This window comes from Novosphingobium sp. (genome assembly GCF_036820275.1).
Taxonomy (GTDB): Bacteria; Pseudomonadota; Alphaproteobacteria; order Sphingomonadales; family Sphingomonadaceae; genus Novosphingobium.
In genome coordinates, this window is record NZ_DAISLT010000026.1 from 26095 (window position 1) to 49722 (window position 23628).

A 23628-nucleotide genomic window follows, 5' to 3' on the forward strand; every position below is an offset into this window, starting at 1 on the left:
CGCTCCGATAGAGGCCGCGCCCGCCTGCGCCGGTTGCGATGACGCGGCGGGCAGTGAAAAGGGACTATCACCGATGGCCGGCCATTCCCCCCAGCGGATCGACTGGGGCACATTCATGGGCTGGGCGCGCGGCGTGCTGGCGCCCGACCGTGCCTTCATGACGATGGCGATGATCTACGGCGCCGCGATCGGCCTGCTGTCGCTGGCGACGCCGATCTCCGTGCAGCTGCTGATCAACTCGGTGGCCAATACTGCCCTGCCGGTGCCGCTGTTCACGCTGGCCGCGGTGCTGTTCGGCCTGCTGGCGCTGTGGTCGCTGCTCGGCGCGATGCGCAGCTATGTGATGGAAATCTTCCGTCGCCGCCTCTTCGCGCGCTCGGTTGCGGAGATCACCCTGCAGGCGGTCCACGCCCAGAACCCGTTCTTCCAGGACGAGCGCCGGGGCGACCTGTTCAACCGCTTCTTCGAAGTGGCGAATGTACAGAAGGCCGTGCCCTCGCTGCTAATCGGCGGCTTCACGATCTTCTTCCAGGCGATGATCGGCTTCATCGTCACCTCGTTCTACCATCCGGTATTCCTGGCCTTCAACCTGCTCTTCGTGCTGGCGGTCTGGATCATCTGGAAGATCTGGGCGCGCAGCGCGATGGAAAGCGGCGTGGCGCTGAGCCACCGCAAGTACGAGACCGCGCACTGGCTGGAAAGCGTGGGCGCCTCCAACGGCTTCTACAAGTCGAGCCGCCATCTCGACTATGCGATGGACATGTCGGAGATGCGCACGGCGGCCTATGTCGACGCGCACCGCGAGCATTTCCGCGCGACCTTCCCGCAGAGCGTGGCGCTGCTGCTGCTCTATGCGCTTGCCAGCGCGGCGCTGCTGGCGTTGGGCGGCTGGCTGGTCATTCGCGGGCAGCTCTCGATCGGCCAGCTCGTCGCGGCGGAACTGATCCTGTCGAGCGTGTTCTACGGCGCCGCGCAGCTCGGGCCTTATCTCGACACGTTCTACGATCTGGTCGCGGCGGTCGAGGAACTCTCGCTGTTCCATGCCATCCCGGTCGAGGACATGGCCCCGCGCAGCGAGGGTGATGCCCGGCCCCGCGACGGCGGCCTGTCGCTGCGCCGGGTGGCGATCGCCGCTGGGGGTGACCGCGCGCGCTTCGATCTCGACGTTCCCTCGGGAACCCATGCGGTGGCGGCGAGCGATCCGGGGATCGACCGGCTGTTCAGCCGGATGCTCAAGCGCCATTACCGCCCCGACGAAGGGCTCATCACGCTGGGGGGCGCAGATATCGCCGCGCTCAATATCTACCGCCTGCGCAGCGACGTGATCGTGCTCGACCGGCCGGACATCGTCGAGAGCACGATCCGCGACTATCTGCGCCTCGCCAATCCGCAGGCCGATCCGGCGCAAGTGCTCGACGTGCTGGAGCTCGTGGGGCTGGGCGACCGGATCGTCAGCCTCGACGGCGGCATGGACTGCCTGCTGTCCTCCAGCGGCTGGCCGCTGACCCGCGCCGAGACGATGCGCCTCAAGCTGGCGGGAGCCCTGCTGGCCCGCCCGCGCGTGCTCATCCTCTCGGGCCTGTTCGACATGGTGCCGGTGGAGGAACTGCGCCCCGCGCTGCGGCAGCTCGACGACCGCGAGACGACGATCATCGTCTTCACCTGCCGCCCCGATGCTTTCGAGTTCGACCACATGCTCTGGCTTGGACGGGATTCCCAATTGCTGACACAGGACCGCGCGGCTTTCGCCGCCGCCCGCAACGCCGCGAAAGCCAGAAACTCTGCAGAAGGAGGTTTTCATGCCCTTCCGCGATGACCATATCGTTCACTTCAGGACGCTCCAGGGACTGCGCCCGCCGCGCCCCGCGCGGGTGCTCGCCTGGATGCTGCTGATCGCCATGGCCATTGTCCTGGCCTTCCTGCTGCTGGTGCCCTGGCAGCAGACATCGAACGGCAATGGCTCGGTCATCGCGCTCGACCCGCGCGACCGCGTGCAGAACTTCACCGCGCTCGTCCCCGGCCGGGTCGAGGAATGGTATGTGACCGACGGCGAACTGGTGAAGAAGGGCGACCGGATCGCCCGCATCGCCGACAACGATCCCAACCTGATCGCCCGCCTCCAGGCCGAACGCGCGCAAGTCGATGCCGAGATCGCGGCTACGCGTCAGGCGATGGGCGTGGCCCAGCGCGACGTCGGCCGCATGCAGCAGCTGTACGGCGAAGGGCTGGCGCCGCGCCGCGATCTCGAACTCGCGCAGATCAAGGTGGCGGACTATGATGCCAAAGTCGCCAAGAGCCTGGCCGATCGCAACCGGCTGGACATCAACATCAACCGCCAGTCGGTGCAGATGGTCCATGCCCCGCGCGACGGGCGTATCCTGCGCATCCTCGGCGGCGATAGCGCCACGATGGTCAAGGAAGGCGACGTGATCGCCACTTTCGCGCCCGAGCAGGCGGTGCGGGTGGTGGAACTCTACGTGGACGGACGCGACGTGCCGCTGATCCATCCGGGCCGCCCGGTGCGGATGGAGTTCGAGGGCTGGCCCGCGATCCAGTTCAGCGGCTGGCCCTCGGTGGCGGTCGGCATGTTCGACGGGCAGGTGCGCGCGATCGACGTCTCGGCATCCGCGAACGGACTGTTCCGCGTGCTGGTCGAGCAGAAGCCGGGTGCGCGGCCCTGGCCGAAGGAGCCATTCGTGCGCCTCGGCGCCAAAGTGCGCGGTTGGGTGATGATGGACACCGTATCGAGCGGCTATGAACTCTGGCGCCTGCTCAACGACTTCCCGCTGCAATATCCGGTGAGCGCCCTCGACGCGGGTACTTACGCAGGCAGCGTGAACGAGGCTGGCGGCAAGGGTGGTTCGGCCGGGAAGGACGGCGGCAATGCCAAGTAAACGCCCCCATGGCCCATTGTTTGTCGGGGTACTGGCGGCCGGTTTTTGCGCCTTCGCCCTACCGTCGGCGGCGCAGCAGATCGCACCGCTGCCCCGGCCCGCGCCGGTCGATGCGCCGGTGCTGCAACTGGACGACCTGCTCGCCAATTCCGCCCGCCAATCGCCGCAGATCATCGAGGCGCTGGCCCGCACCCGCGCCGCCGATGCCAAGCGGCTGACGGCAGAGGGCGCCTTCGACACGGTCTTCTCCGCCGAGGGCGGATCGCGGTTGGTCGGCTATTACGGCGGCACTTATGCGGATGCGAAAATCGCGCGCCCGCTGGAGAACTGGGGCGGCCAGATCTACGGCGGCTACCGCGCGTCGAGCGGTCGTTTCCCGATCTACGAGGACAAGAACTACACCAACGAATTCGGCGAGATCCGCGCGGGCGCGGTGTTCTCCCTGCTGCGCGACCGGATGATCGACGACCGCCGCTTCGGCCGGGTGACGGCGGACGCGGATCGCGCCGTGGCCGATGCCGAGCGGCAGATGGTGGCCATCGGCGTCCAGCGCAAGGCGCTCGACGCCTATCTGAGCTGGGTGGCGAGTGGCGAGCGGCTCAAGGTCTATCGTCATCTCCTCGATCTGGCGGAGGAGCGGCAGCGCGGGCTGCAACGCGCCTATCAGGCCGGGCTGCGCCCGCGCATCGTCCTGACCGAGAACGACCAGATGGTGCTGCGCCGCGAGGCCATGGTCGTCCAGTCCGAACAGGCCATGGCCGCCGCTGCCAATGCCCTGTCGCTCTACTGGCGTGACAGTGATGGCAACCCGACGATCCCGCGCCGCGAACAGTTGCCCGCGGCGCTGCCGGATCCGGTCGTCACCGCGATGCCGCAGGACGTGCAGCGGCCGGACCTGTTGGTCGCGGAACTGAAGACGCGGCTGGTGCAGGATCGCCTCGCGCTCGACCGTAATGCCCTGCTGCCGCGTCTCGACCTCAACATGGAAGTGGCGCGCGACATCGGCGATATCGGTCCCGGCGGCGCCTCGCGCAGCGGCAACGACGTGCGCTTCGGGGTCAAGTTCTCGGTCCCGCTCGAACAGCGCACGGCGCGCGGCAAGCTGATGCAGACGCAGGCTGAACTCGATGCCAACCAGACCCGCGCGCGCTGGCTAGACGAGCAGATTCGCGCCGAAGTGGACGGGATCGTCATCGCCTTCGATGCCGCCACGCAGCTGATCGCCCTGTCCGAGCAGGAAAAGCAGCGCGCCGACACGATGGCGGTGGCCGAGCGGCGCCGGTTCGAGATGGGCGCCAGCGACCTGTTCCTCGTCAACACCCGCGAGGAAACCGCGGCCAGCGTCGCGCTGGGGCTGCTCGACGGCCGGTTGAAACGGCTGGCATCGAGCGCCGATCTGGCCGCTGCCTCGGGCAATGCCGCCGCACTGGGTCTCTGAACAGACACCTTGCATGGTTCGCCCGGCGACGCCAAGGAGCCGGGATGCGTATTGCTCTTTTCGAACCGGAAATCGCTGGAAACGTCGGTGCTGTGCTGCGTCTCGGCGCCTGCATGGGGGCGGCCGTGGATCTCATCGAACCCCTCGGGTTCGAATGGGACGATCGCCGGGTGCGCCGCACGGCGATGGACTATATCGATCATGTCGTCGTCCGGCGCCATGCCGATTTCGACGCGTTCAGGGCCACCATCGGGTCGCAGCGGCTGGTGCTGTTCACCACCAAGACCCGGCAGTCGTCCTACGATCTCTGCTACAGGCCCGACGATATCCTGCTGTTCGGAAAGGAAAGCGCAGGCGTTCCCGAGGCGGTTTCCGAGGCCTGCCATGAACGCGTGCGCATCCCCATGCGCCCTGAGGTGCGCTCGATGAACCTGGCGAGTTCGGCCGCTCTCGCCCTCGGCGAGGCCTTGCGCCAGACGGCAAGCCTGCCGGGCTGACGCAGCGGTCTCGACGGCCCGCGCCGAGATGGCTAGAGCGGGGCGTATGACCTCACAGATCACCATCCGCCGCCCCGACGACTGGCATGTGCATCTTCGCGATGGCGAGATGCTGAAAGCGGTCGTCGGCTACACCGCGCGCCAGTTCGCGCGCGCCATCGTCATGCCGAACCTGACCCCGCCGGTCGTCACCGTGGCGGCGGGCGAGGCCTATCGCCAGCGGATCCTCGATTCGCTGCCGGCCGGATCGGACTTCACCCCGCTGATGGTGGCCTATCTGACCGACGATGCCGATCCGGAAGAGATCGCGCGCGGCTACGAGCAGGGCGTCTTTGCGGCCTGCAAGCTCTACCCCGCCCACGCCACCACCAATTCGGCGCACGGCGTCACCGACATCCGCAAGCTCACCGGCCTGCTGGAGACCATGCAGCGGATCGGGATGCCGCTGCTGATCCACGGCGAAGTGACCGACCGCGACATCGACATCTTCGATCGCGAGGCGGTGTTCATCGAGCAGGTCCTGGCCCCGCTGGTCCGCGACTATCCCGGCCTCAAGATCGTGCTCGAGCACATCACCACGGCCGAGGCGGCCGAGTTCGTGGAAGCGAACGGCCCGCTGATCGGCGCCACGATCACGGCGCAGCACCTCATCATCAACCGCAATGCGATCTTCGACGGCGGCATTCGGCCCCACGCCTATTGCCTGCCCGTCGCCAAGCGCGAGCGCCATCGTCTGGCGGTGCGCAAGGCGGCGGTTTCGGGTTCGCCCAAGTTCTTCCTCGGCACCGACAGCGCGCCCCATGCGATCGGCCGCAAGGAAGCCGCCTGCGGCTGCGCGGGTATCTTCAACGCGCCCTTCGCGCTGGAAAGCTATGCCAAGGTGTTCGACGAGGAAGGCGTTCTCGACCGGCTGGAAGGCTTCGCTTCCGAACATGGTCCCCGCTTCTACGGCCTGCCCCTGAACGAGGGCACCGTGACCCTGAAGCGCGAGGACGTGACGGTTCCGGACGTGATCGCCGAGGGCGACCTGCGCATCGTGCCGTTCCATGCGGGCGAGACGCTCCGGTGGCGCTTCGTCGACTGAGCTTCTGATTGCGAGCGGTGCGATCGATGGTTCCTGCCGTCGATCGCGCCCTTTCAAGTGGCCGCAAGGGCCTTGCGGAACTGCTCTGTGGCCGATGTCAGCCGTGCTTCGCCGACATCGAAAACCCAGCGTTCTAGGCGGGGCGCCTCGGCCAGACCCATCTTCACCAGAACGTCGCGGGCTTTCAGCGCCGCTGCAAGCCCGCCGGTCATTTCGGTGGGCGCGCCGAGGGTCTGATCCGGCGCAAGACCGCTGTCCAGCATTCCCGGCGCAAAAGCGGCGCTGCGCACGCCGAGGGCCAGCGCAAAGGCGCCCGCCGCGCGCAGGGCTTCTCGCAGGCTGGCAGTGGACCAGCCCTCCGGCTCACCGAGACCGACCAGCAGGACGGCGCGGGCACGAATGGCGGCAGGAGGGCTGTCCAGCAACAGGCATTCGCCTAGACGGCCGGTAAAGCTGCCGCTGCGACGCAGTTCCAGCAGCCGCCCTTCCAGTGCCGCATCGAGATGGGCCAGCCCGCCGGACAATTCCGCTCCAACTTCGCGGGTAAACATGCCGGCGCAGGACAAGTCCACCTCGGCGCCGACGGCATCCCATGCCGCGACTTCGATGGAAACGCCGAAAGCGGAGCCGACGGGGTGAGGAGGGATCATTTCGTATTCCGATCGTTGGGTCAGGTTGGGTGTGCTTCCTGTCTATGGCAGTCGAACCTCGCGATGAACCTGAATAATCCTGTCCGTCGCGTTCGTAAAAATGGAAAAGAAGCCCGGACGGCGAGCGGAAAAATCCGGGGCATTCCTCGATGATGCCGCCGTGCAGGACCGGCTCGGCTCGGCTCGGCTCGGCTCGGCTCGGCTGCTCGCTGCACCGCTGGCGTACAGACTTCTTCAGTGCACGCGACGTTCGCGATTGCGCGGACTGGCAGGCTACCCAGCGCGCCGGGCTAATGGAATGGATCAAAAACCTCCTGCGCAGTACAAGCCGAATCCGTACTGCTGCGCGATAGGGTTTGCCAGGTTCGCGCCGTCCGATTGCATCGACGGGGCGAGTTTGAAGGGGAGGAACCGGATATCCGTTGCCACCTCGTCTTCGAGGTGACCGAGCGCAATCGGCCGAGCGCTTTTGCCGAATGACGGGCTATCTTCTCTGCAAGAAGAACTTTGTGTCATATTTCAAAAACTAAACAGACACATTCGCCCCTTCCATGCCATCCACCCCGGAACAGAAAGCCACCGCGAGGGCACCGCAGCCCGCCGCGCAAGGCGCACCGGCTGCGGGAGACAGCGGCAATAGAGGTTCAGGACATGTCGCGAGCGGACCGCCCGGTCTTCCCGCGCGAGGAGATTACGATGACGTTCAGAAGTGCGCTGTTGCTGGCCGCCGTTTCCGGCCTGGCCCTGGTTCAGGGCGGCACCGCCCACGCCCAGCAGGCCCCCGCCGAAACGACCGGAAACGACGAGATCGTCGTGACCGGAACCCGCACCGAGGGGCGTTCCAAGCTCGACAGCGCCTCGCCGGTGGACGTGGTGACGGTGCAAGAACTGAAGCAGCAGGGCACGACCGAACTGGCGACGGCGCTGGCCAATTCCGTTCCCTCGATCTCCTTCCCGCGCCCGGCCGCCAACGACGGGACCGACGCGATCCGTCCGGCGATCCTGCGCGGCATGAGCCCGGACCAGACGCTGGTGCTCATCAACGGCGTGCGGGCCCATACTTCGGCCTCGCTCAACGTCAACGGCGTCGTCGGACGCGGTTCGGCGGCGGTCGATCTCAACACGATCCCCTCCACCGCGCTCAGTTCCATTGAAGTGCTGCGGGACGGCGCCTCGGCGCAGTACGGTTCCGACGCCATCGCCGGCGTCGTCAACTTGCGCCTGCGCGAGGCCGATCACGGCGGCGGCGCTACCGTCACTTACGGTTTCTACGATACGCAGGTCGACACCGCGCGCGACAGCCGCCACGTCACCGGCGAAAGCGTCGTCACCGCCGCCGGGTGGCAGGGCATCAAGCTGGGGCAGGACGGCTTCCTAACGGTCTCGGGCGAATATACCCATCGCAATCCGACCAGCCGCGGCGATGTCGATCCGCGTCTGGCCACCCCGGTCGTGGACAACCGCTTCGGCGATCCCAAGGTCGACAGCTATTCGGTCTACGTCAATTCGGCCAAGCCGCTGAACGATACCTGGGAAGTCTACGCATTCGGCGGCTACCAGTACCGCGATACCAGTTCGGCCGCCTTCCCGCGCTTGACGGAGGGCGCCACCGGAGCAGGCGCCTATGGTCTCGAAGGTTTCCTGCCGAAGATCAACACCCATTCGAAGGACCTGACGGTCACCGGCGGCTTGCGCGGCGAGATCGCGGGCTGGAAAACCGACGTCAACGTCAGCTACGGCCGCAACCGCATCGATTACTGGACCCGCGATTCCGCCAACTATACCTATGGTGCGACCAGCCAGACCGACTTCTACGACGGCGCCTCGATCTACGACCAGTGGGTCGGCGGCGTGGACTTCTCCAGGCAGTTCAACGTCTTCAAGTCGCTGAACGTGGCATGGGGCGTCGAGGGCCGCCGCGAAAGCTACCAGATCAAGGCGGGCGAAGAGGCCTCCTACGGCTATGGCACGGTCTTCCGCGCGGCACCGCCCGGCGCGCAGGGCTTCCCCGGTTTCGGACCGAAGAACGCAGTCGACCGGCACCGCCAGAACGGCTCGGTCTATCTCGACCTCGAAGCGCAAGTGACCGACAAGCTGCTGATCGGCCTCGCCGGTCGCGGTGAGGACTATTCGGACTTCGGCACGACCGGCACCGGCAAGCTCTCGCTGCGCTACGACTTCGCGCCCGCCTTCGCCATCCGCGGCACGGCGTCCACGGGCTTCCGCGCGCCCAGCCTGATCCAGCAGTACTATACCTCGATCACGACGGTCGTGCAGAACGGCAATCCGCTCAACACCGGCACCTATCCGTCCACGTCGGACGAGGCGGTGTCGCTGGGCGGCAAGGCGCTGGAGCCGGAGAAGTCGACGAACCTCTCGGCCGGTTTCGTGGTGCGTACCGGCGGCTTCTCGCTGACCGTGGACGGCTATCGCATCCACGTTCGCAACCAGATCGGCCTCTCCGAAAACATTCCCGTCACAGGTATCTCGGACGTTTCGGCGGCCCGCTTCTTCCTCAACGGCCTGGCCACGACCACCAAGGGCATCGACGCGGTGGCCAACTACAAGCTCGTCACCGAGGGCGCGGGCACTTTCGACCTGACCGTCGCCGGCAACGTCAACGACGTGAAGGTCACCAAGGTGCCGACCAGTCCCCTGTCGACCCTGTTCACCCGCAGCCGCATCCTGACCATCGAGGACGGCACGCCGGGCGAGAAGGTTTCGGGCACGGTCGTCTGGACCGGCAGCAATCTCGGTGCGACGGCCCGTGTCACTTACTATGGCAACGTCCTGCAACCGGGCACCGTTGCCACGAGCGACCTCAATACCGGCAAGCGCGCAATCACCGACCTCGAACTGCGCTACCAGCCGCGCGATTCCGCCCTGAACCTGGCGTTGGGTGCCAGCAACCTGTTCGACGTCTACCCGCGCAAGACTCCCGCCTCGCTGAACAGCTCGGGCGTGACGGCTTTCCCGTATTATTCGCCTTTCGGCTTCAACGGGCGCTATCTGTATGTGCGAGCCGGGTTGACCTGGTGATTTGAACAAGAACGGAGTGTGGGGGCCGTCAGCAAGCCGCTCGAAGGCCCCCTCTGTCCGGCGACGATATGTTCCTTCCTGAAAATCGAAGGGTGGTTCGCGCGCGCAGACCTGCTAGGCGACCGCTATGACAAACAAGACAGCCGGTATCGTCGAGGTGGATGGGCTCCAATACGAATGGGAGCTTCGCAGTGAACCGCAGTGGGGGGATGCTGAAGGCTGGAGGGGCATGACCGTTGCGCTGCTCCGCAAGCAAACCCAGCGCGAAGCCGTGCTGGAGTTCCCCGCTCCCAAGCGTTTGGTGAAAGGTCTGCCGCGAGGGCGGCTCCAGATCAGCGACGCGCTCGTGTCACGCGGTATCCGGGCTGCGTTGCAAGCAGGGTGGGAGCCCGCCTCTCGCGGCAAGCCCATGGTCTTTTCCGTCGATGCGGAGGGCAACTGAATCATGACGATCTGCCGGATCGGAAGAGATCGATGAGCGCTTCGTCCAAACCGTGGGACAGCGAGTTGGTCTCGATGTGGCTGGAAGCGCGCATCGAGGCGGCGGCCCGCGATCAGGCGACGGCCGACAGGCAAGGGTATGGGGCCGAGGACGACTATGACAAGGCGGCCGCCGAAGAGTGGGTGTGCCGAAGCTTGAGAGCCGCCGCGCGCGAGAGCGAACAGGCCGCGTTTGCGCTTCGGATCAAGCAACTGCTCGATCAGGAGGACTATCGGATCACCGGCATCCACGATGATCGCCGCGTCGAACGACATGTCCGCGGAACCCTCCGGAAGATTGCCAAGATGACCAAAGCCAATGAAGGGTTCGAGAACAAGCTTCGCTATCAGTGAATGCCACGGGCTGGAGAAAGCGCGTTCGCGCGGATTGGGATAGCTCGGGTACTGCGCCTCCCTTTTGATGCACGAGTTCGCTGTGTTCGGCGCGCGAATGTCGCGCGAACGGGTGACGCGGCCCGTCCGTCCACATGACGGCAAACGCCTTGCGTTCGCCGGAATGGGCGGGCAGGCTGCTGGACCGAAGCTGGCGCGATGGCGGGGTTGTCGGACATCAATCGTCACAAACGAGCCAATCGCTTGTGATCGAAGATGACCATCTCCCGGTCCGTTCTTGCAAATCAACGAGGAGAATTCTCATGGCGACGTCAAGCGGTACGCTTCCTGCTCAGCCGACACCGGACGAGGCGCTGCAGCGGCTGATCGACGGCAACGAATCTTTCGTAGCTGACCGGCCTGCGGATTCCGACATATCGCGTGAGCGCCGCCTGGCGCTTGCGGAAGGGCAGCAGCCCTTCGCGACGCTGGTGGGTTGCTCTGATTCGCGTGTCGGCCCCGAACAATTGTTCGGCGCTGGATTGGGTGAACTGTTCATCGTGCGAACCGCTGGCAACAACGTGGATGCGGCGGGGATGGGGTCCATCGAGTATTCCGTGGCCGTCCTGAACGTGCCGCTGATCGTCGTGCTCGGTCATGAAAAGTGCGGCGCTGTCGCAGCGGCAGCGGATGTGGTGAGGAAGGACGTTCGCTTTCCCGGCAGCATCGGCCGCATGGTCGAGCCGATCATTCCGGCCGTCCTCGCGGCGCAGCGCAATGCCGGGGAAGAAGAGCTGGTCGATGCGGCCATCGAAGAGAACGTTCGGCGTATGGTCGAACGCTTGCAGACCTATTCCGAACCGATGCTGATCGATCCGCAGGCGCGCGGTGAGTTGAAGGTCGTCGGCGCGGTCTATGAGCTTGCGACGGGCCGGGTTCGCTGGCTCTAAGGCTTCATTCCGAATTCTCTGGGTAAGGGTGCGCGGCCGGTCGGCCGCGCATCTCCATCAGGTCTACGAATAGGTTTTCGAACACCGGTGCACCGGCAGCGTGAAGCTGACCTGCGTGCCCGGGCCTTGCGAAGTCGAGACCCGGATCTCGCCGCCCTGCGCTTCGAATGACCGCCGATCGTCCTGCAATGGGCAGTTCCGGTCGCAGCCTAATTCTCCATCGGTTCCGTGACAAGATGCCGCTTATCTACAAGCGATGCCAAGGTCGCCGCCCAACTTGTCATGAATGGACAAGAAACGCCCCGATGGAATTCGCGAGTACGACGAACCCGCAGGTGGTTGGGACGCTCTCAAGGCTGTCGCGATTGCGCTGAAGCGGGAGCAGATCGTCGCCCAGGGAACCCGTACGCTGCTGAAGAACAATCAGCCTGCCGGGTTCGACTGTCCCGGCTGTGCCTGGCCTGACCCGAAGCATACCTCGGCCTTCGAATTCTGCGAAAACGGCGCCAAGGCCGTCACCTGGGAATCGACCGCCAAGCGCGTTCCGCCCGAATTCTTCGCCGAGCACAGCGTCTCGCAGCTATGGGAACGGCCGGATCACTGGCTGGAAGGGCAGGGGCGCCTCACCCACCCGATCCGCTACAACGCCGAAACGGACCATTACGAGGCGGTCGAATGGGACGAGGCGATCGCGGATATCGCCACGCGCCTGAACGCGCTGGACCATCCGGGCCAGGCCGAGTTCTACACCTCCGGCCGCGCGTCGAACGAGGCGGCCTTCCTGTTCCAGCTTTTCGCGCGCGGGTTCGGAACCAACAATTTCCCGGACTGCTCGAACATGTGCCACGAGCCGACCTCGGTGGGCCTGCCGCGCTCGATCGGGATCGGCAAGGGCACCGTCACCCTCGAAGACTTCGACCACTGCGATTTCATCCTCTCGATCGGGCACAATCCGGGCACCAATCACCCGCGCATGATGACTTCGTTGCACGCGGCGTCGCGGCGGGGGGCGACGATCGTGGTGATGAATCCGTTCAAGGAACGGGCCTTGCAGCGCTTCCAGGCGCCGCAGGAGCCGCTCGAAATGGCGACGATGACATCCACGCCGATCGCCTCGACCTACTTCCAGGTCAAGGTCGGCGGCGATGCGGCGGCGCTCAAGGGCATCTGCAAGGCGCTGGTCGCGATGGACCGCGAGGAAGTGGCCGAGGACGGCGCGCGGGTGCTCGACCACGATTTCATCGCCGGGCACACCGCCGGGTTCGAGGCATTCGTGCGCGACCTCGACGCCGCGCTCTGGAAGGATATCGTGGCATCGAGCGGACTGTCCCGCGCCGATCTGGAAAGCGTCGCGCGGGCCTATGCGCGCTCGAGTGCGGCGATCGTCTGCTACGGCATGGGCATCACCCAGCACCGCACCGGCACCGCGAACGTGCAGCAGATCGCCAACCTCCTGCTCCTGCGCGGCAACATGGGGCGGGTCGGCGCGGGAATCTGCCCGCTGCGCGGCCATTCCAACGTCCAGGGCAACCGGACGGTCGGCATCACCGAACTGCCGTCTCCGGCCCTGCTGGAGGGCATCCGGCGCACGTTCGGCTTCGAGCCGCCCGCGAACGACGGCCATTCGGTGGTCCATGCGATCGCGGCCATGCGCGACGGCGCCTCGAAGGCGATCATCTGCCTGGGCGGCAATCTGGCCGTGGCCGCGCCGGACCCGCAGGCCTGCTATACGGCGTTCCGCAATCTCGATCTGGCCGTATCGATGGCGACCAAGCTCAACCGCACGCACCTACTGACAGGCCGGAGAGCGGGAAGCGCGACCTATATCCTGCCGGTTCTCGGACGCAGCGATGCCGATATCCAGGCGACCGGAATCCAGTCGATCACCGTCGAGGATTCGATGTCGATGGTCCATGCATCGCGCGGGTTCCTGAACCCGCCTTCGGGCGAACTGCGCTCGGAACCTTGGATCATCCGCAAGCTCGCCCAGGCCACGCTGGGCGACCGGGTGCCGGTCGACTGGGAAGCGCTGATCGGCGACTATGCCCTGATCCGCGACAAGATCGAGGGCGTGTTCCCGGACTTCGCGGGCTACAATGCCCGGATCCGGCAGCCCGGCGGGTTCCAGCTGGTCAATTCGGCAGCGATGCGGATCTGGAAGACGCCGACCGGCAAGGCCAATTTCCTGCTCTTCGACCATCTGGAGGAAGACCTGGCGGCCGCGGATCACGATGTCCTGCGGCTTGCCAGCATGCGTTCGCACGACCAGTACAACACGACGATCTACAGCCTCGACGACCGCTATCGCGGCGTTTTTGGGCGGCGCGACGTGCTGTTCCTCAATGAACGCGACATGGCGCGGCTGGGCTTTGCGGAAGGCGATCTGGTCAATGTCGAGGCGGCGCTGGCCTTTGCGCGCCCGGACCGCATCGTCCGCGCGCTGACGGTCGTGCGCTACGACCTGCCCGACGGCTGCTGCGGAGCCTATTATCCCGAAACCCAGCCGCTGATCGCGCTGGAGCATCACGATCCCGACTGCCTGACGCCGTCCTACAAGTCGATGCCGGTGCGCCTGCGCCGCGCCGGACCGGAAGACGCGGCACGCAGCACGGTCGTGCGCGAGGGCCTCGTGGGGCGCGCCTCCAACGCCGCCGCATAGAGGAGCCGCTCGATGTCCGCCCTGATCCTCTCGCGCCTCCAGTTCGGCTTCACCATGGGATACCATATCCTCTGGCCCGCTTTCACCATCGGCCTGGCATGGTTCATCGTCTTCCTCGGCATCGCCTGGCTGCGCACCGGCGATCCGGCCTATCGCCAGCTCCAGCGCTTCTGGATCCGCATCTTCTCGCTGGCTTTCGGCATGGGGGTGGTGACCGGGGTGGTGATTTCCTACCAGCTCGGTCTCAACTGGTCGAACTACGCGAGAATGACGGCCGACGTGATCGGCCCGCTCTTCGTGCTGGAAGTGCTGACCGCCTTCTTCCTCGAAGCGGGCTTCGTCGGCGTCATGCTGTTCGGGCAGGGTAGGGTCGGCGACAGGTTCCATCTTGCTGCCTGTGCCATCGTCGCGACCGGCACGGTGATCTCGGCATTCTGGATCATCAGTGCCAACAGCTGGATGCAGACCCCCACCGCCTTCACGATCGCGCCGGACGGCCGCTTCGTCGCCACCAGCTTCTGGGGCGTCGTGTTCAATCCGTCGATGCCGTTCCGGCTGGCGCATATGCTGACTGCCAGCTTCGTGACGGGATCGTTCGTCGTCGCCGGCGTGTCCGCATTCTGGCTCTGGCGCGGGCGGAAGGAAGAGCAGAACGCGGCGCGGGCCTGTTTTTCGCTCGCGCTGTGGCTGGCGGTCGTGCTGGTGCCGCTCCAGATGGTCCTTGGCGATCAGCAGGGCCTCAATACGCGGCAGTACCAGCCGATGAAGCTGGCCGCGATCGAGGGACGCTGGGAAACGATGTCGCGCGCGCCGATCAACCTCGTTGCCTGGCCGGATCAGAAGGCGCAGAAGAACGACTTCGCTCTCGAAGTGCCGCTGCTCGGCAGCATCATCCTCACCCATTCGCTGGACGGCACGATCAAGGGCCTGAAGGAAGTGCCGCCCGACGAGCAGCCGCCGGTGCTGCCGGTGTTCTTCGCCTTTCGCGTGATGGTCGGCTGCGGCATGGCGATGCTGGCGATTGCCGTGACCGGGCTGGTCCTGAGGGTGCGGCGGCGTCTCTTCGCCTCGCGGCGCTTCCTGCTGATCTGCATGGCGGGTGTGCCGCTGGGCTTCATCGCCACGATCGCGGGCTGGATGGTCACCGAAATCGGAAGGCAGCCTTACGTGGTCTACGGCTTCCTGCGGACTTCCGACGCGGTTTCGCCGGTGGCAGGCGGCGCCGTCGCCACATCGCTGGGCATTGCGCTGGTGCTCTACAACCTGCTGCTGCTGGGCTTCTTCCTCTACGCCGGGCGCATGGTGTTCAAGGGACCGGCCAGTCCCGGCCCGGTCGCTCTCGTGGGGCGCAAGGCCGGGGCGATCGGCCTGACTTCGCCCCGGAAGGATGCCGACCGATGAGCTGGATCGATTTTCCGACATTCTTCGCCTGCGCGGCAGGCGTGGTGATCGCGCTCTACGTCACGCTGGACGGCTTCGACCTCGGCGTCGGCATTCTTTTCCCATTCGCGCCGCGCACGAGCGACCGCGACGTGATGATGCGCTCGCTCGCCCCCATGTGGGACGGTAACGAGACATGGCTGGTGCTGGGCGGCATGGTCCTGCTGGCAGGCTTTCCCGTCGCCTTCTCGATCCTGCTCCCGGCGTTCTACGTGCCGCTGGCGCTGATGCTTCTGGGACTGGTCCTGCGCGGCGTCGCTTTCGAGTTCCGCGCGCAGGAAGGTTTCCTCGAACTGACCTGGTCGATCGCCTTCACCGCCGGTTCCGTGCTGGCGGCGTTTTGCCAGGGTGCCGTACTCGGCGCCTTCATCGGCGGCGATATCCAGGTGACGGACAGGCAATTCTCGGGAGGACCGTTCGACTGGCTGAGCCTGTTCTCCTGCCTGACGGGCCTCGGCGTCGTCGCCGGTTATGCGCTGCTGGGCGCGGGCTGGCTGATCTGGCGCACCGAAGGTAATACCCGGATCTTCGCGCGCGAGATCGCCCGTCCGGCGCTGCTGGCCACCGGCGCGGCCATCGCGCTGGTCAGCATCTGGACCCCGATCATGTTCCCCCATGTCGCGGCGCGCTGGTTTGCGTGGCCGTCCGCCCTGCTGCTGGCTCCCCTGCCGATCGCGGCCGTCATCGCTTGGCTTGCCGCCTGGCGCGGGCTGTGGGGCGAGCGGCAATGGTTGCCGTTCACAGCGAGTATCGTGCTGTTCGTCGTCTCCCTCGCCGGGATCGGGGCGAGCATCTGGCCCGATGCCATTCCCGGGGTGATGACGATCCGGCAAGGCGTCTCCTCGCCGCGCACCCAGGCCATCGTAGCAGGCGCGGTGATCGTGATCGTCCCGGTCATCCTGGCCTATATGACTTACAGCTACTGGGTTTTCCGGGGCAAGATCGGCCCGCGCGAGACGCTCTGAGAGCGGTGCGGCTATACGAAAGTCCAGTCCCGGTGATGCTCGCGCATGGCTCGCCGAAGGGAATATCCGGCTCATATGGAAGCGTGTCGGTTTGCGCCGATCGTCAACCAAGAGCCAAGGACAGCTTCGATATGCCCACCATCACAGTCGCCGACGGCACCGAAATCTTCTACAAGGACTGGGGTCCGAAGGACGCGCAGCCGATCGTGTTCCACCATGGCTGGCCGCTCTCGTCGGACGATTGGGACGCCCAGATGCTCTACTTCCTGGGCGAAGGCTTCCGCGTGATCGCCCATGATCGCCGCGGCCACGGCCGTTCGACCCAGACCGACACCGGCAACGACATGGATACTTATGTCGCCGACGTGATCGAACTCACCGATTATCTCGACCTCCGGAACGCCGTGCACATCGGTCATTCGACCGGCGGCGGCGAAGCTGCGCGCTACGTCGCCCGTGCCAAGCCGGGCCGCGTCGCCAAGGCGGTCCTGGCCGGAGCCGTGCCGCCGATCATGGTCCAGTCGGACGAGAATCCGGGCGGCACACCGCTTGCCGTGTTCGACGGTTTCCGCGCCGCTCTCGCCGCCAACCGCGCGCAGTTCTACAGCGATGTCGCGAGCGGACCCTTCTACGGCTTCAACCTTCCCGACGCCAAGGTCATCGAGGCGACCGTCCATAACTGGTGGCGCCAGGGCATGGCAGGCGGCGCCAAGGCCCATTACGACTGCATCGCGGTGTTCTCCGAAACCGACTTCACCGAAGACCTGAAGGCGATCGAAGTCCCCACCCTCGTCATGCACGGCGAGGCGGATCAGGTCGTGCCGATCGCCGACGCGGCGCTGCTGTCAATCAAGCTGCTGAAGCGCGGCGTGCTCAAGACCTACCCCGGCTATCCGCACGGCATGCTGACGATCCATGCGGACGTGCTCAATCCGGAGATCCTGGCCTTCATCAAGGCCTGACGCGGATCTGCGATGGCGGGGAGGGGCTGCCTTCTCCGCCATCCCAAACCATCGAAGGGATGCTATCCTCCCGGTCCGCGAGTCGGTCGAGGGGGAGCAAGGCGAATGCACGGCAGCGGTGGCATCGTTCTGATAGCTGCGGTCGCGGTCTGCGCGTCCGTGACGCCTGCCGGGGCAGCGACGCCTGATGAGGTGGCGGCGGTCCTGGAACGCTGGGACCGCGACGATCATCCCGACTTGCGCGGCGTGGTCGTGCTGCGCGGGGGCAGGCGGATCGCGGAACGCTACTACAACGGCGCTGTGCCCGATGAACTGCACGACATCCGCTCCGCCGGAAAGAGCGTGACGGCGCTCGTCACGGGGATCGCGGTCGATCGGGGCGCGATCCACTCGCTCGGCGATCCGGTGTCGCGCTACTGGCCTGCCTCGGCAGGCAGTGCGATCGGCCCGGTGCCGCTGCGCGACGTGCTGACGATGCGCTCGGGCCTCGCCGCCTTCGACGAGGACCCCGCCTCCCCCGGCAATGAGGACCGGATGGACGCCGCGCCCGATCCTGCGGCCTTCGTGCGCGGCGTGCCTCGGGCGGACTCGCCGGGCACGCGCTATCGCTACAATTCGGTTACCGCCTATGTCGCGGGACTGGCCGTCGCCGGCGCGACGGGATCGACGATGGCGGAATTCGCGGGACAGCATCTGTTCGCGCCGCTGGGGATCGCGCGGTGGCACTGGGACGCCGATGCCGCGGGCATGACCAAGGGGCAGGGCAATCTCCGGCTCACTGTCCGTGACCTTGCCGTGCTGGGCGAGACGGTGCGCAATCGCGGGCGCTATCGGGGCCGGCAGGTGGTCAGCGCGCGGTGGATAGCGGACATGACCGCGCCCCACGTGACAATCGCTGCCGACGATGCCTACGCCGACACCTACGGATACTTCTGGTACGGCAAGACCCATCGCGTCGATGGAGCCGCCATCGACGTTTCCTTCGCCTCGGGGAACGGGGGCAACAAGATCTACGTCGTTCCCGCCTGCCGTCTCGTCATTGCCGTTACCTCTTCGGCTTATGGTAAAGGCTATGGCCAGCGCCGTTCCGAAGCGATCCTGAAAGCCCTGCTCGAAGCCGAAACGACTGCGGGCAGGTGCCGGACGTCCTCCCGGCGGTAGGGGCGAACACGCGGCACGGGGCGAAAAAATACGGTTTGAAAGTCCGTGTCTCCCGGAATTCCTCTAGAATCAGAACATCCCCCCGTTCGCGCCGACGCGATTTCTTCCGTCGGCGAAATTCCAGAGGAAGTAATGCGCCAGTCCTTGGTAGTACCGGATTCGGTGACGGTGCGTTCCGCTCGCCAATTCGCTGGTATTCTCTCCGCCGAGTACGATACGGAGAGGGATCTAGATCTTGACTTGTCTGCGCTGAACGAAGTCGATCTTGCCTTTGTGGAGATCCTCTACGCTGCCCGCGATCAGTGGACGCGGGCGGGGCGCGACTTGCGCCTGACGCATCCTGCCGGGGGCGCGGTCGTCCGGCTGCTCGAACGCGCGGGCTTCCTCACGGACCTCACCCCTCAGGATCTCGAATTCTGGTTCCACGGAGAACTGCCGCAATGACTGCCTCTATCCTTACCGTCGACGATTCCCCCAGCCTGCGCATGGCGATCCGCATCGCGCTGACCGGCGCGGGCTATGACGTCACCGAAGCGGGCGACGGCGTCGAGGGGCTGGCCGCGGCAGGCGGCAAGCGGTTCGACCTGATCATCACCGATCTCAATATGCCCAACATGGACGGGCTGACGATGATCCGCGAACTGCGCAAGGCGCCGGAGCAGGCGGGCATTCCGATCATCTTCCTCACCACCGAGAGCGATGACGCGATGAAGCAGCAGGCCAAGGCCGCCGGAGCGACCGGCTGGCTGGTCAAGCCCTTCGTGCCCGAACAGCTCATCAAGGTCTCGCGCAAGGTCCTGGGCCGGTGAGCACGCAGGACCCGATCGCGGCGTTCCGCGTCGAGGCGGGCGACCTGCTCGACCAGATCGAGCAGGGCCTGCTCGATCTCGGCCATCGGCTCGACGATCGCGGCCTGATCGACGAAGTGTTCCGGGGGCTGCACACGCTCAAGGGCTCGGGCGCGATGTTCGGCTTCAATGCGCTGGCCGAGTTCACCCACCACTGCGAAACCGCCTTCGACCGCGTGCGCAAGGGGCTGGCCCCGGCGACGCAGGAACTGGTGGCGGTGATCCTCTCGGCCCGCGACCACATGCGCGCGCTGATCGAGGGTGATGGAGCGGGCCTGGAAAGCGCGGGTGCGGCGATCCTCACGCAGCTTCAGGCCGCCATCGACGGTGCTTCGGGCAGCGAGTCTGTTCCCGCCGTTCCCGCCCCTGCTGTTGCCGCTGCGCCGAAGGGCTGGCGCCTGTTCTTCCGCCTGCCCGCCGAGGCCATGGCCAACGGCACCAACCCGCTGATGCTGCTCGACGAGCTGCGCGATCTCGGCGAATGCCGGATCGTCGCGCGCACCGACACCATTCCGCCGCTGGCGGAACTGGTGCCGACCGAATGCCACATCGGCTGGGACGTCGAACTGCGCGGCGACATCTCGCGCGACGACATCGACGACGTGTTCATCTTCGTGATGGACGACATGGAACTGACCGTCGAACCACTGGAGGTCGGGGCGGGCATCGACGTACCGGCGGAAGTGCCCGTCGAAGCAGCGGCTGCGCCCGCAGTCGATGTGCCGACGGCGGCGCAGGACGGTCCTGCTAGCCGCACGCCTGCCAAGCCCGCCGGGGAAAGCGTGCGCGTGCCTGCGGAACGTCTCGACGAACTGATGGACCGCGTGGGCGAACTGGTGATCGTCCAGAGCCGCCTCTCTCAGCTTGCGAGCGGCCATGGCGCCGCGGTCGGCAACGAACTGGCGCTGCGCTCGATCTCCGAGGAAATCGAGCGGCTTGCGGGCGAGCTGCGCGACACCATGATGGTGCTGCGCATGGTGCCCGTCGCCAGCCTGTTCAGCCGTTTCCGCCGTCTGGTCCACGATCTGGCGCGCGAGACCGGCAAGACCATCGAACTCTCCACCGAGGGCGAGACCACCGAAGTCGACAAGACCATGATCGAGCGTCTGGCCGATCCCATGGTCCACCTGATCCGCAATGCCTGCGACCATGGGCTGGAAACGCCCGAGGACCGGCTGGCAGCCGGCAAGCCCGCAGCGGGGCAGGTCCATCTCTCGGCCCATCAGGCGGGCGGCGAGGTGCTCATCACCATCCGCGACGACGGGCGCGGCATCGACCGTGCCCGCGTGCGCGCCAAGGCGGAATCGCAGGGGCTGATCCAGCCCGGCCAGTCGATTTCCGACCACGATCTGCTCCAGATGATCTTCCATCCGGGCTTCTCCACGGCGGCGCAGGTCACCAACCTGTCCGGCCGCGGCGTCGGCATGGACGTGGTGAAGCGCACGATCGAGAGCCTGCGCGGGGCCATCGACATCACCTCGGCGCCGGGCGAAGGCTCCACCGTGGTGCTGCGCATTCCGCTGACCCTGGCGATCATCGACGGGCTGCTCGTGCGCGTGGGCGAGGGGCGCTACGTGATCCCGCTCGGCGCGGTGGAGGAATGCCTCGAACTCAGCCTTGAGGAAGACCTGCGTTCGCGCGGACGCAGCTTCATCACCTTGCGCGACCGGCTGGTGCCGTTCCTGCGCCTGCGTGAGATCTTCGACACCGGCACGCGGCCCGATCCGCACCAGAAGATCGTCGTCATCGCCACCGGCAGCGAACGCGTCGGGCTGGTGGTGGACCAGATCATCGGCAGCCACCAGACGGTCATCAAGTCGATGTCTCCGCTGCACCGCGACGTTGCGACCTTTGCGGGCGCCACGATCCTGGGTGACGGCGGCGTCGCCCTGATCCTCGATGTCGCGCAGCTCGTCCTGCTCGGCCAGAACCAGGAGGAGCGGCTGCGCGCCGCCGGATAAGCTTATGCCCGAACCGACTTCCACGCAGTGGGACGGCGAAGGCCGTCTCGAAGTGCTGACTTTCAACCTCGGCGAGGAGACTTTCGCGCTGGAGGCCACGCTGGTCCGCGAGATTCTGGACCTGCTGCCCGAAACCCGTGTGCCCGGCGCGGCACCGCTGCTGGGCAGCGTCGTCAACTTTCGCGGCAAGATCATCCCGATCGCCGACCTCCGCCTGGCCTTCGCCATGCCGGCGGCCGAAGCGACCGTCGACAGCCGCATCGTCGTGATCGAGACCGAAGCGGAAGGCGAAACCTTCCAGATCGGCATCCGCACCGACAAGGTCCACGAAGTGGCCACGCTCCAACGTGACGCCAGCGAGGAGCCGCCTGCCGTCGGCATGCGCTGGCGCCGCGATTTCGTCCGCGAACTGGTCCGCAGGCAGGACGGCGTCGTCGTCCTGCCCGACCTTGCCGCGATCTTTCGTTCGCTGACCGGGGGAAGCGATTCCGCTGCCGGCCAGCCATCCACACTGCACTGAGCCGGGGGGCCACCATGCGCGCAACCATCAAGCTGAAGCTCTGGGGGACCTTCGGGCTCCTGCTGATCATCCTCACCGCGACCATTCTGGTCGGCATTTCCCGCCTCACCACGCTCAATGACGCCATCGGCGAGATCGTGACGGGCCCCGCCAAGCAACTCGACCGCGCCCGCGCGATCGACAGCGGCGTGAGCATGATGGTCCGCTCGGAAAAGAACCTTGTCCTCACCGAGGACCCGGTGGAGCGCCGCGAGCTGGAAACGCGCATCACCACCTGGCGCGACCGGGTCGAGCAGGACGTCGAGCAGGCCAATGCGGTTGCCTCGGACGACACCCGCGCAACCTGGGCGCAACTGCGCGAGCAGTGGAATGCGTTCAAGCCGGTGAACCAGCAGGTCAGCGAACTCAGCGGCCGCGACAAGGCCGCCGCCGCCACGCTGACGATGGGAGAATCCCGCGAACGCGCCCAGGCCGTGACCAAGACCGTCGAGACCCTGGTCCAGGCCCAGCAGCGCAAGATGACCCAGGCCGATGACGATACCGAAGTGACTTACGGATCGGCGCGGTCGCTGATGATCGGCATGGGCGTGGCGGCCGTGCTCATTACCCTGATCGCCGCCGCCTATCTCGCGCTGCTGATCGCGCGCGGCCTGAAGGCGGCCGGGGACGCCATGCGGCAGGTGGCCGAGGGCGACCTGACTCGCACGGTCGAGGTGACCTCCAACGACGAGATCGGCGACCTGCTCGGCCATGTGAACACGATGATCGAGCGCCTGCGCGGCGTGGTCGGCGATGCGGGCGTGGCGGCCGAGAACGTCTCGGCGGGCAGCCAGGAGCTTTCGGCCAATTCGGAGCAGGTCTCGCAAGGCGCGACCGAGCAGGCCGCCGCCGCCGAACAGGCTTCGGCCTCGATGGAAGAGATGGCCGCCAACATCAAGCAGAACGCCGACAACGCGGCGCAGACCGAGAAGATCGCCCGCCAGTCCTCGAAGGATGCGGAATCGAGCGGCGTCGCCGTCGAGCGCGCGGTCGGCGCGATGCGCACGATCGCGGAGAAGATCGGCATCGTCCAGGAGATCGCTCGCCAGACCGACCTGCTCGCGCTGAACGCGGCCGTCGAGGCGGCGCGTGCCGGGGAACATGGTCGCGGTTTCGCGGTCGTCGCCTCGGAAGTGCGCAAGCTGGCCGAACGCAGCCAGCACGCCGCCGCCGAGATCGGCGCGGTCTCGACCGAGACCGTGCAGGCCGCCGCCCAGGCGGGCGAGATGCTCTCCAAGCTGGTGCCCGACATCCGCCGCACCGCCGAACTGGTCTCCGAGATCAGCGTGGCCTGCCGCGAACAGGATATCGGCGCTTCGCAGATCAATGAGGCGATCCAGCAACTCGACCAGGTGACCCAGCAGAACGCCGGAGCCTCGGAGCAGATCTCGACGACGTCGGAAGAACTCGCTGCGCAGGCGGAGGAACTTCAGGCTTCGATCGCCTACTTCCGCACCTCGGAAAGCGGCAGCCGCCGCGCCGTGGCGCCCGCGCCGATCCGCAAGCCGGTTCCGGCACCGCGCAAGGCGGCTCCGGCCCCGGCGCGCAATCCGCGTGCGCTTTCGGTCGCCGACCAGCAGGCGCGCGCCCGCGGCTTCGCGCTCGATCTTTCGACCGGCGGTCCCGACAGCGAGGATGACGCGTTCAGCACCCACGCGGCCTGAGGCTTCCGCCCGCACCATTCGATCCCGATTACCGACTTTCCCCC

20 protein-coding genes are annotated in these 23628 nt (G+C 66.4%); 19 read left to right on the plus strand and 1 reads right to left on the minus strand.

Features of this window, described 5'->3' with window-relative positions; all coding sequences use genetic code 11:
• The first annotated feature begins 73 nt into the window (after positions 1-73).
• From V7066_RS18775 to pyrC, 5 genes are read left to right on the plus strand one after another with little or no spacing between them, the layout of a single operon-like run.
• Positions 74-1816 carry an ABC transporter transmembrane domain-containing protein gene (locus tag V7066_RS18775; protein ID WP_334184508.1) on the plus strand — a complete coding sequence of 581 codons (1743 nt, stop codon included), beginning with the start codon at positions 74-76 and terminating at the stop codon, positions 1814-1816.
• On the plus strand, positions 1800-2894 hold the full coding sequence (locus V7066_RS18780; protein ID WP_334184509.1) for an HlyD family secretion protein: 1095 nt from the start codon (positions 1800-1802) through the stop codon (positions 2892-2894). The genes V7066_RS18775 and V7066_RS18780 overlap by 17 nt, the downstream gene beginning before the upstream one ends.
• The gene (locus tag V7066_RS18785; protein ID WP_334184510.1) at positions 2884-4332 is read left to right on the plus strand and encodes a TolC family protein; all 1449 of its coding nucleotides are present in this window, start codon (positions 2884-2886) and stop codon (positions 4330-4332) included. Before V7066_RS18780 ends, V7066_RS18785 begins: the two co-directional genes overlap by 11 nt.
• Positions 4333-4376: 44 nt before the next feature.
• The gene (locus tag V7066_RS18790) at positions 4377-4829 is read left to right on the plus strand and encodes a tRNA (cytidine(34)-2'-O)-methyltransferase (protein ID WP_334184511.1); all 453 of its coding nucleotides are present in this window, start codon (positions 4377-4379) and stop codon (positions 4827-4829) included.
• A gap of 46 nt (positions 4830-4875) precedes the next feature.
• Entirely contained in the window at positions 4876-5913 is a 1038-nt protein-coding gene (gene pyrC / locus V7066_RS18795; protein ID WP_334184512.1) for a dihydroorotase, read from the plus strand.
• A gap of 53 nt (positions 5914-5966) precedes the next feature.
• Here the strand turns inward: pyrC and V7066_RS18800 are convergent, their stop codons facing one another.
• Positions 5967-6563 (minus strand): M17 family peptidase N-terminal domain-containing protein, encoded by a 597-nt coding sequence (locus V7066_RS18800; protein ID WP_334184513.1) that lies wholly within the window; start codon positions 6561-6563, stop codon positions 5967-5969.
• A gap of 696 nt (positions 6564-7259) precedes the next feature.
• On the opposite strand from V7066_RS18800, the gene V7066_RS18805 reads away from it, so the two are divergent.
• From V7066_RS18805 to V7066_RS18870, 14 genes are all read left to right on the plus strand, one after another.
• Complete coding sequence (locus V7066_RS18805) at positions 7260-9602, plus strand: TonB-dependent receptor plug domain-containing protein (RefSeq protein ID WP_334184514.1); 2343 nt, start codon at positions 7260-7262, stop codon at positions 9600-9602.
• A gap of 127 nt (positions 9603-9729) precedes the next feature.
• A complete protein-coding gene (locus V7066_RS18810; protein WP_334184515.1) occupies positions 9730-10044 on the plus strand; it encodes a hypothetical protein in 315 nt (104 codons plus the stop codon).
• Between the two features lie 32 nt (positions 10045-10076).
• Complete coding sequence (locus V7066_RS18815) at positions 10077-10436, plus strand: hypothetical protein (RefSeq protein WP_334184516.1); 360 nt, start codon at positions 10077-10079, stop codon at positions 10434-10436.
• A 134-nt stretch (positions 10437-10570) separates the two neighbouring features.
• Positions 10571-11365 carry a carbonic anhydrase gene (locus V7066_RS18820; RefSeq protein ID WP_334184517.1) on the plus strand — a complete coding sequence of 265 codons (795 nt, stop codon included), beginning with the start codon at positions 10571-10573 and terminating at the stop codon, positions 11363-11365.
• Positions 11366-11651: 286 nt separating this feature from the next.
• Positions 11652-14024 (plus strand): FdhF/YdeP family oxidoreductase, encoded by a 2373-nt coding sequence (locus V7066_RS18825; RefSeq protein WP_334184518.1) that lies wholly within the window; start codon positions 11652-11654, stop codon positions 14022-14024.
• Between the two features lie 12 nt (positions 14025-14036).
• Positions 14037-15425: a cytochrome ubiquinol oxidase subunit I gene (locus V7066_RS18830; RefSeq protein ID WP_334184519.1), complete on the plus strand. Its 1389-nt coding sequence runs from the start codon at positions 14037-14039 to the stop codon at positions 15423-15425.
• Complete coding sequence (locus V7066_RS18835; RefSeq protein WP_334184520.1) at positions 15422-16429, plus strand: cytochrome d ubiquinol oxidase subunit II; 1008 nt, start codon at positions 15422-15424, stop codon at positions 16427-16429. Before V7066_RS18830 ends, V7066_RS18835 begins: the two co-directional genes overlap by 4 nt.
• 131 nt (positions 16430-16560) lie before the next feature.
• Positions 16561-17391: an alpha/beta fold hydrolase gene (locus V7066_RS18840; protein ID WP_334184521.1), complete on the plus strand. Its 831-nt coding sequence runs from the start codon at positions 16561-16563 to the stop codon at positions 17389-17391.
• Positions 17392-17496: 105 nt separating this feature from the next.
• Positions 17497-18552, plus strand: a complete 1056-nt coding sequence (locus V7066_RS18845) for a serine hydrolase domain-containing protein (RefSeq protein ID WP_334184522.1) — start codon at positions 17497-17499, stop codon at positions 18550-18552.
• Positions 18553-18684: 132 nt separating this feature from the next.
• The gene (locus V7066_RS18850) at positions 18685-18996 is read left to right on the plus strand and encodes an STAS domain-containing protein (protein ID WP_334184523.1); all 312 of its coding nucleotides are present in this window, start codon (positions 18685-18687) and stop codon (positions 18994-18996) included.
• Positions 18993-19361 carry a response regulator gene (locus tag V7066_RS18855; protein ID WP_334184524.1) on the plus strand — a complete coding sequence of 123 codons (369 nt, stop codon included), beginning with the start codon at positions 18993-18995 and terminating at the stop codon, positions 19359-19361. Before V7066_RS18850 ends, V7066_RS18855 begins: the two co-directional genes overlap by 4 nt.
• Positions 19358-21361: a chemotaxis protein CheA gene (locus V7066_RS18860; RefSeq protein WP_334184525.1), complete on the plus strand. Its 2004-nt coding sequence runs from the start codon at positions 19358-19360 to the stop codon at positions 21359-21361. The genes V7066_RS18855 and V7066_RS18860 overlap by 4 nt, the downstream gene beginning before the upstream one ends.
• A 4-nt stretch (positions 21362-21365) precedes the next feature.
• Positions 21366-21881, plus strand: coding sequence for a chemotaxis protein CheW (locus V7066_RS18865; RefSeq protein ID WP_334184526.1), 516 nt, complete (start codon positions 21366-21368; stop codon positions 21879-21881).
• A gap of 14 nt (positions 21882-21895) precedes the next feature.
• A complete protein-coding gene (locus V7066_RS18870) occupies positions 21896-23584 on the plus strand; it encodes a methyl-accepting chemotaxis protein (RefSeq protein ID WP_334184527.1) in 1689 nt (562 codons plus the stop codon).
• The last annotated feature ends 44 nt before the right edge of the window (positions 23585-23628 follow it).

Coding starts and splice junctions, on each gene's coding strand:
- V7066_RS18775 (WP_334184508.1), top strand. CDS start 74: ATGGCCGGCCATTCCCCCCAGCGGATCGACTGGGGCACATTCATGGGC.
- V7066_RS18780 (WP_334184509.1), top strand. CDS start 1,800: ATGCCCTTCCGCGATGACCATATCGTTCACTTCAGGACGCTCCAGGGA.
- V7066_RS18785 (WP_334184510.1), top strand. CDS start 2,884: ATGCCAAGTAAACGCCCCCATGGCCCATTGTTTGTCGGGGTACTGGCG.
- V7066_RS18790 (WP_334184511.1), top strand. CDS start 4,377: ATGCGTATTGCTCTTTTCGAACCGGAAATCGCTGGAAACGTCGGTGCT.
- pyrC (WP_334184512.1), top strand. CDS start 4,876: ATGACCTCACAGATCACCATCCGCCGCCCCGACGACTGGCATGTGCAT.
- V7066_RS18800 (WP_334184513.1), bottom strand. CDS start 6,563: ATGATCCCTCCTCACCCCGTCGGCTCCGCTTTCGGCGTTTCCATCGAA.
- V7066_RS18805 (WP_334184514.1), top strand. CDS start 7,260: ATGACGTTCAGAAGTGCGCTGTTGCTGGCCGCCGTTTCCGGCCTGGCC.
- V7066_RS18810 (WP_334184515.1), top strand. CDS start 9,730: ATGACAAACAAGACAGCCGGTATCGTCGAGGTGGATGGGCTCCAATAC.
- V7066_RS18815 (WP_334184516.1), top strand. CDS start 10,077: ATGAGCGCTTCGTCCAAACCGTGGGACAGCGAGTTGGTCTCGATGTGG.
- V7066_RS18820 (WP_334184517.1), top strand. CDS start 10,571: ATGACGGCAAACGCCTTGCGTTCGCCGGAATGGGCGGGCAGGCTGCTG.
- V7066_RS18825 (WP_334184518.1), top strand. CDS start 11,652: ATGGACAAGAAACGCCCCGATGGAATTCGCGAGTACGACGAACCCGCA.
- V7066_RS18830 (WP_334184519.1), top strand. CDS start 14,037: ATGTCCGCCCTGATCCTCTCGCGCCTCCAGTTCGGCTTCACCATGGGA.
- V7066_RS18835 (WP_334184520.1), top strand. CDS start 15,422: ATGAGCTGGATCGATTTTCCGACATTCTTCGCCTGCGCGGCAGGCGTG.
- V7066_RS18840 (WP_334184521.1), top strand. CDS start 16,561: ATGCCCACCATCACAGTCGCCGACGGCACCGAAATCTTCTACAAGGAC.
- V7066_RS18845 (WP_334184522.1), top strand. CDS start 17,497: ATGCACGGCAGCGGTGGCATCGTTCTGATAGCTGCGGTCGCGGTCTGC.
- V7066_RS18850 (WP_334184523.1), top strand. CDS start 18,685: ATGCGCCAGTCCTTGGTAGTACCGGATTCGGTGACGGTGCGTTCCGCT.
- V7066_RS18855 (WP_334184524.1), top strand. CDS start 18,993: ATGACTGCCTCTATCCTTACCGTCGACGATTCCCCCAGCCTGCGCATG.
- V7066_RS18865 (WP_334184526.1), top strand. CDS start 21,366: ATGCCCGAACCGACTTCCACGCAGTGGGACGGCGAAGGCCGTCTCGAA.
- V7066_RS18870 (WP_334184527.1), top strand. CDS start 21,896: ATGCGCGCAACCATCAAGCTGAAGCTCTGGGGGACCTTCGGGCTCCTG.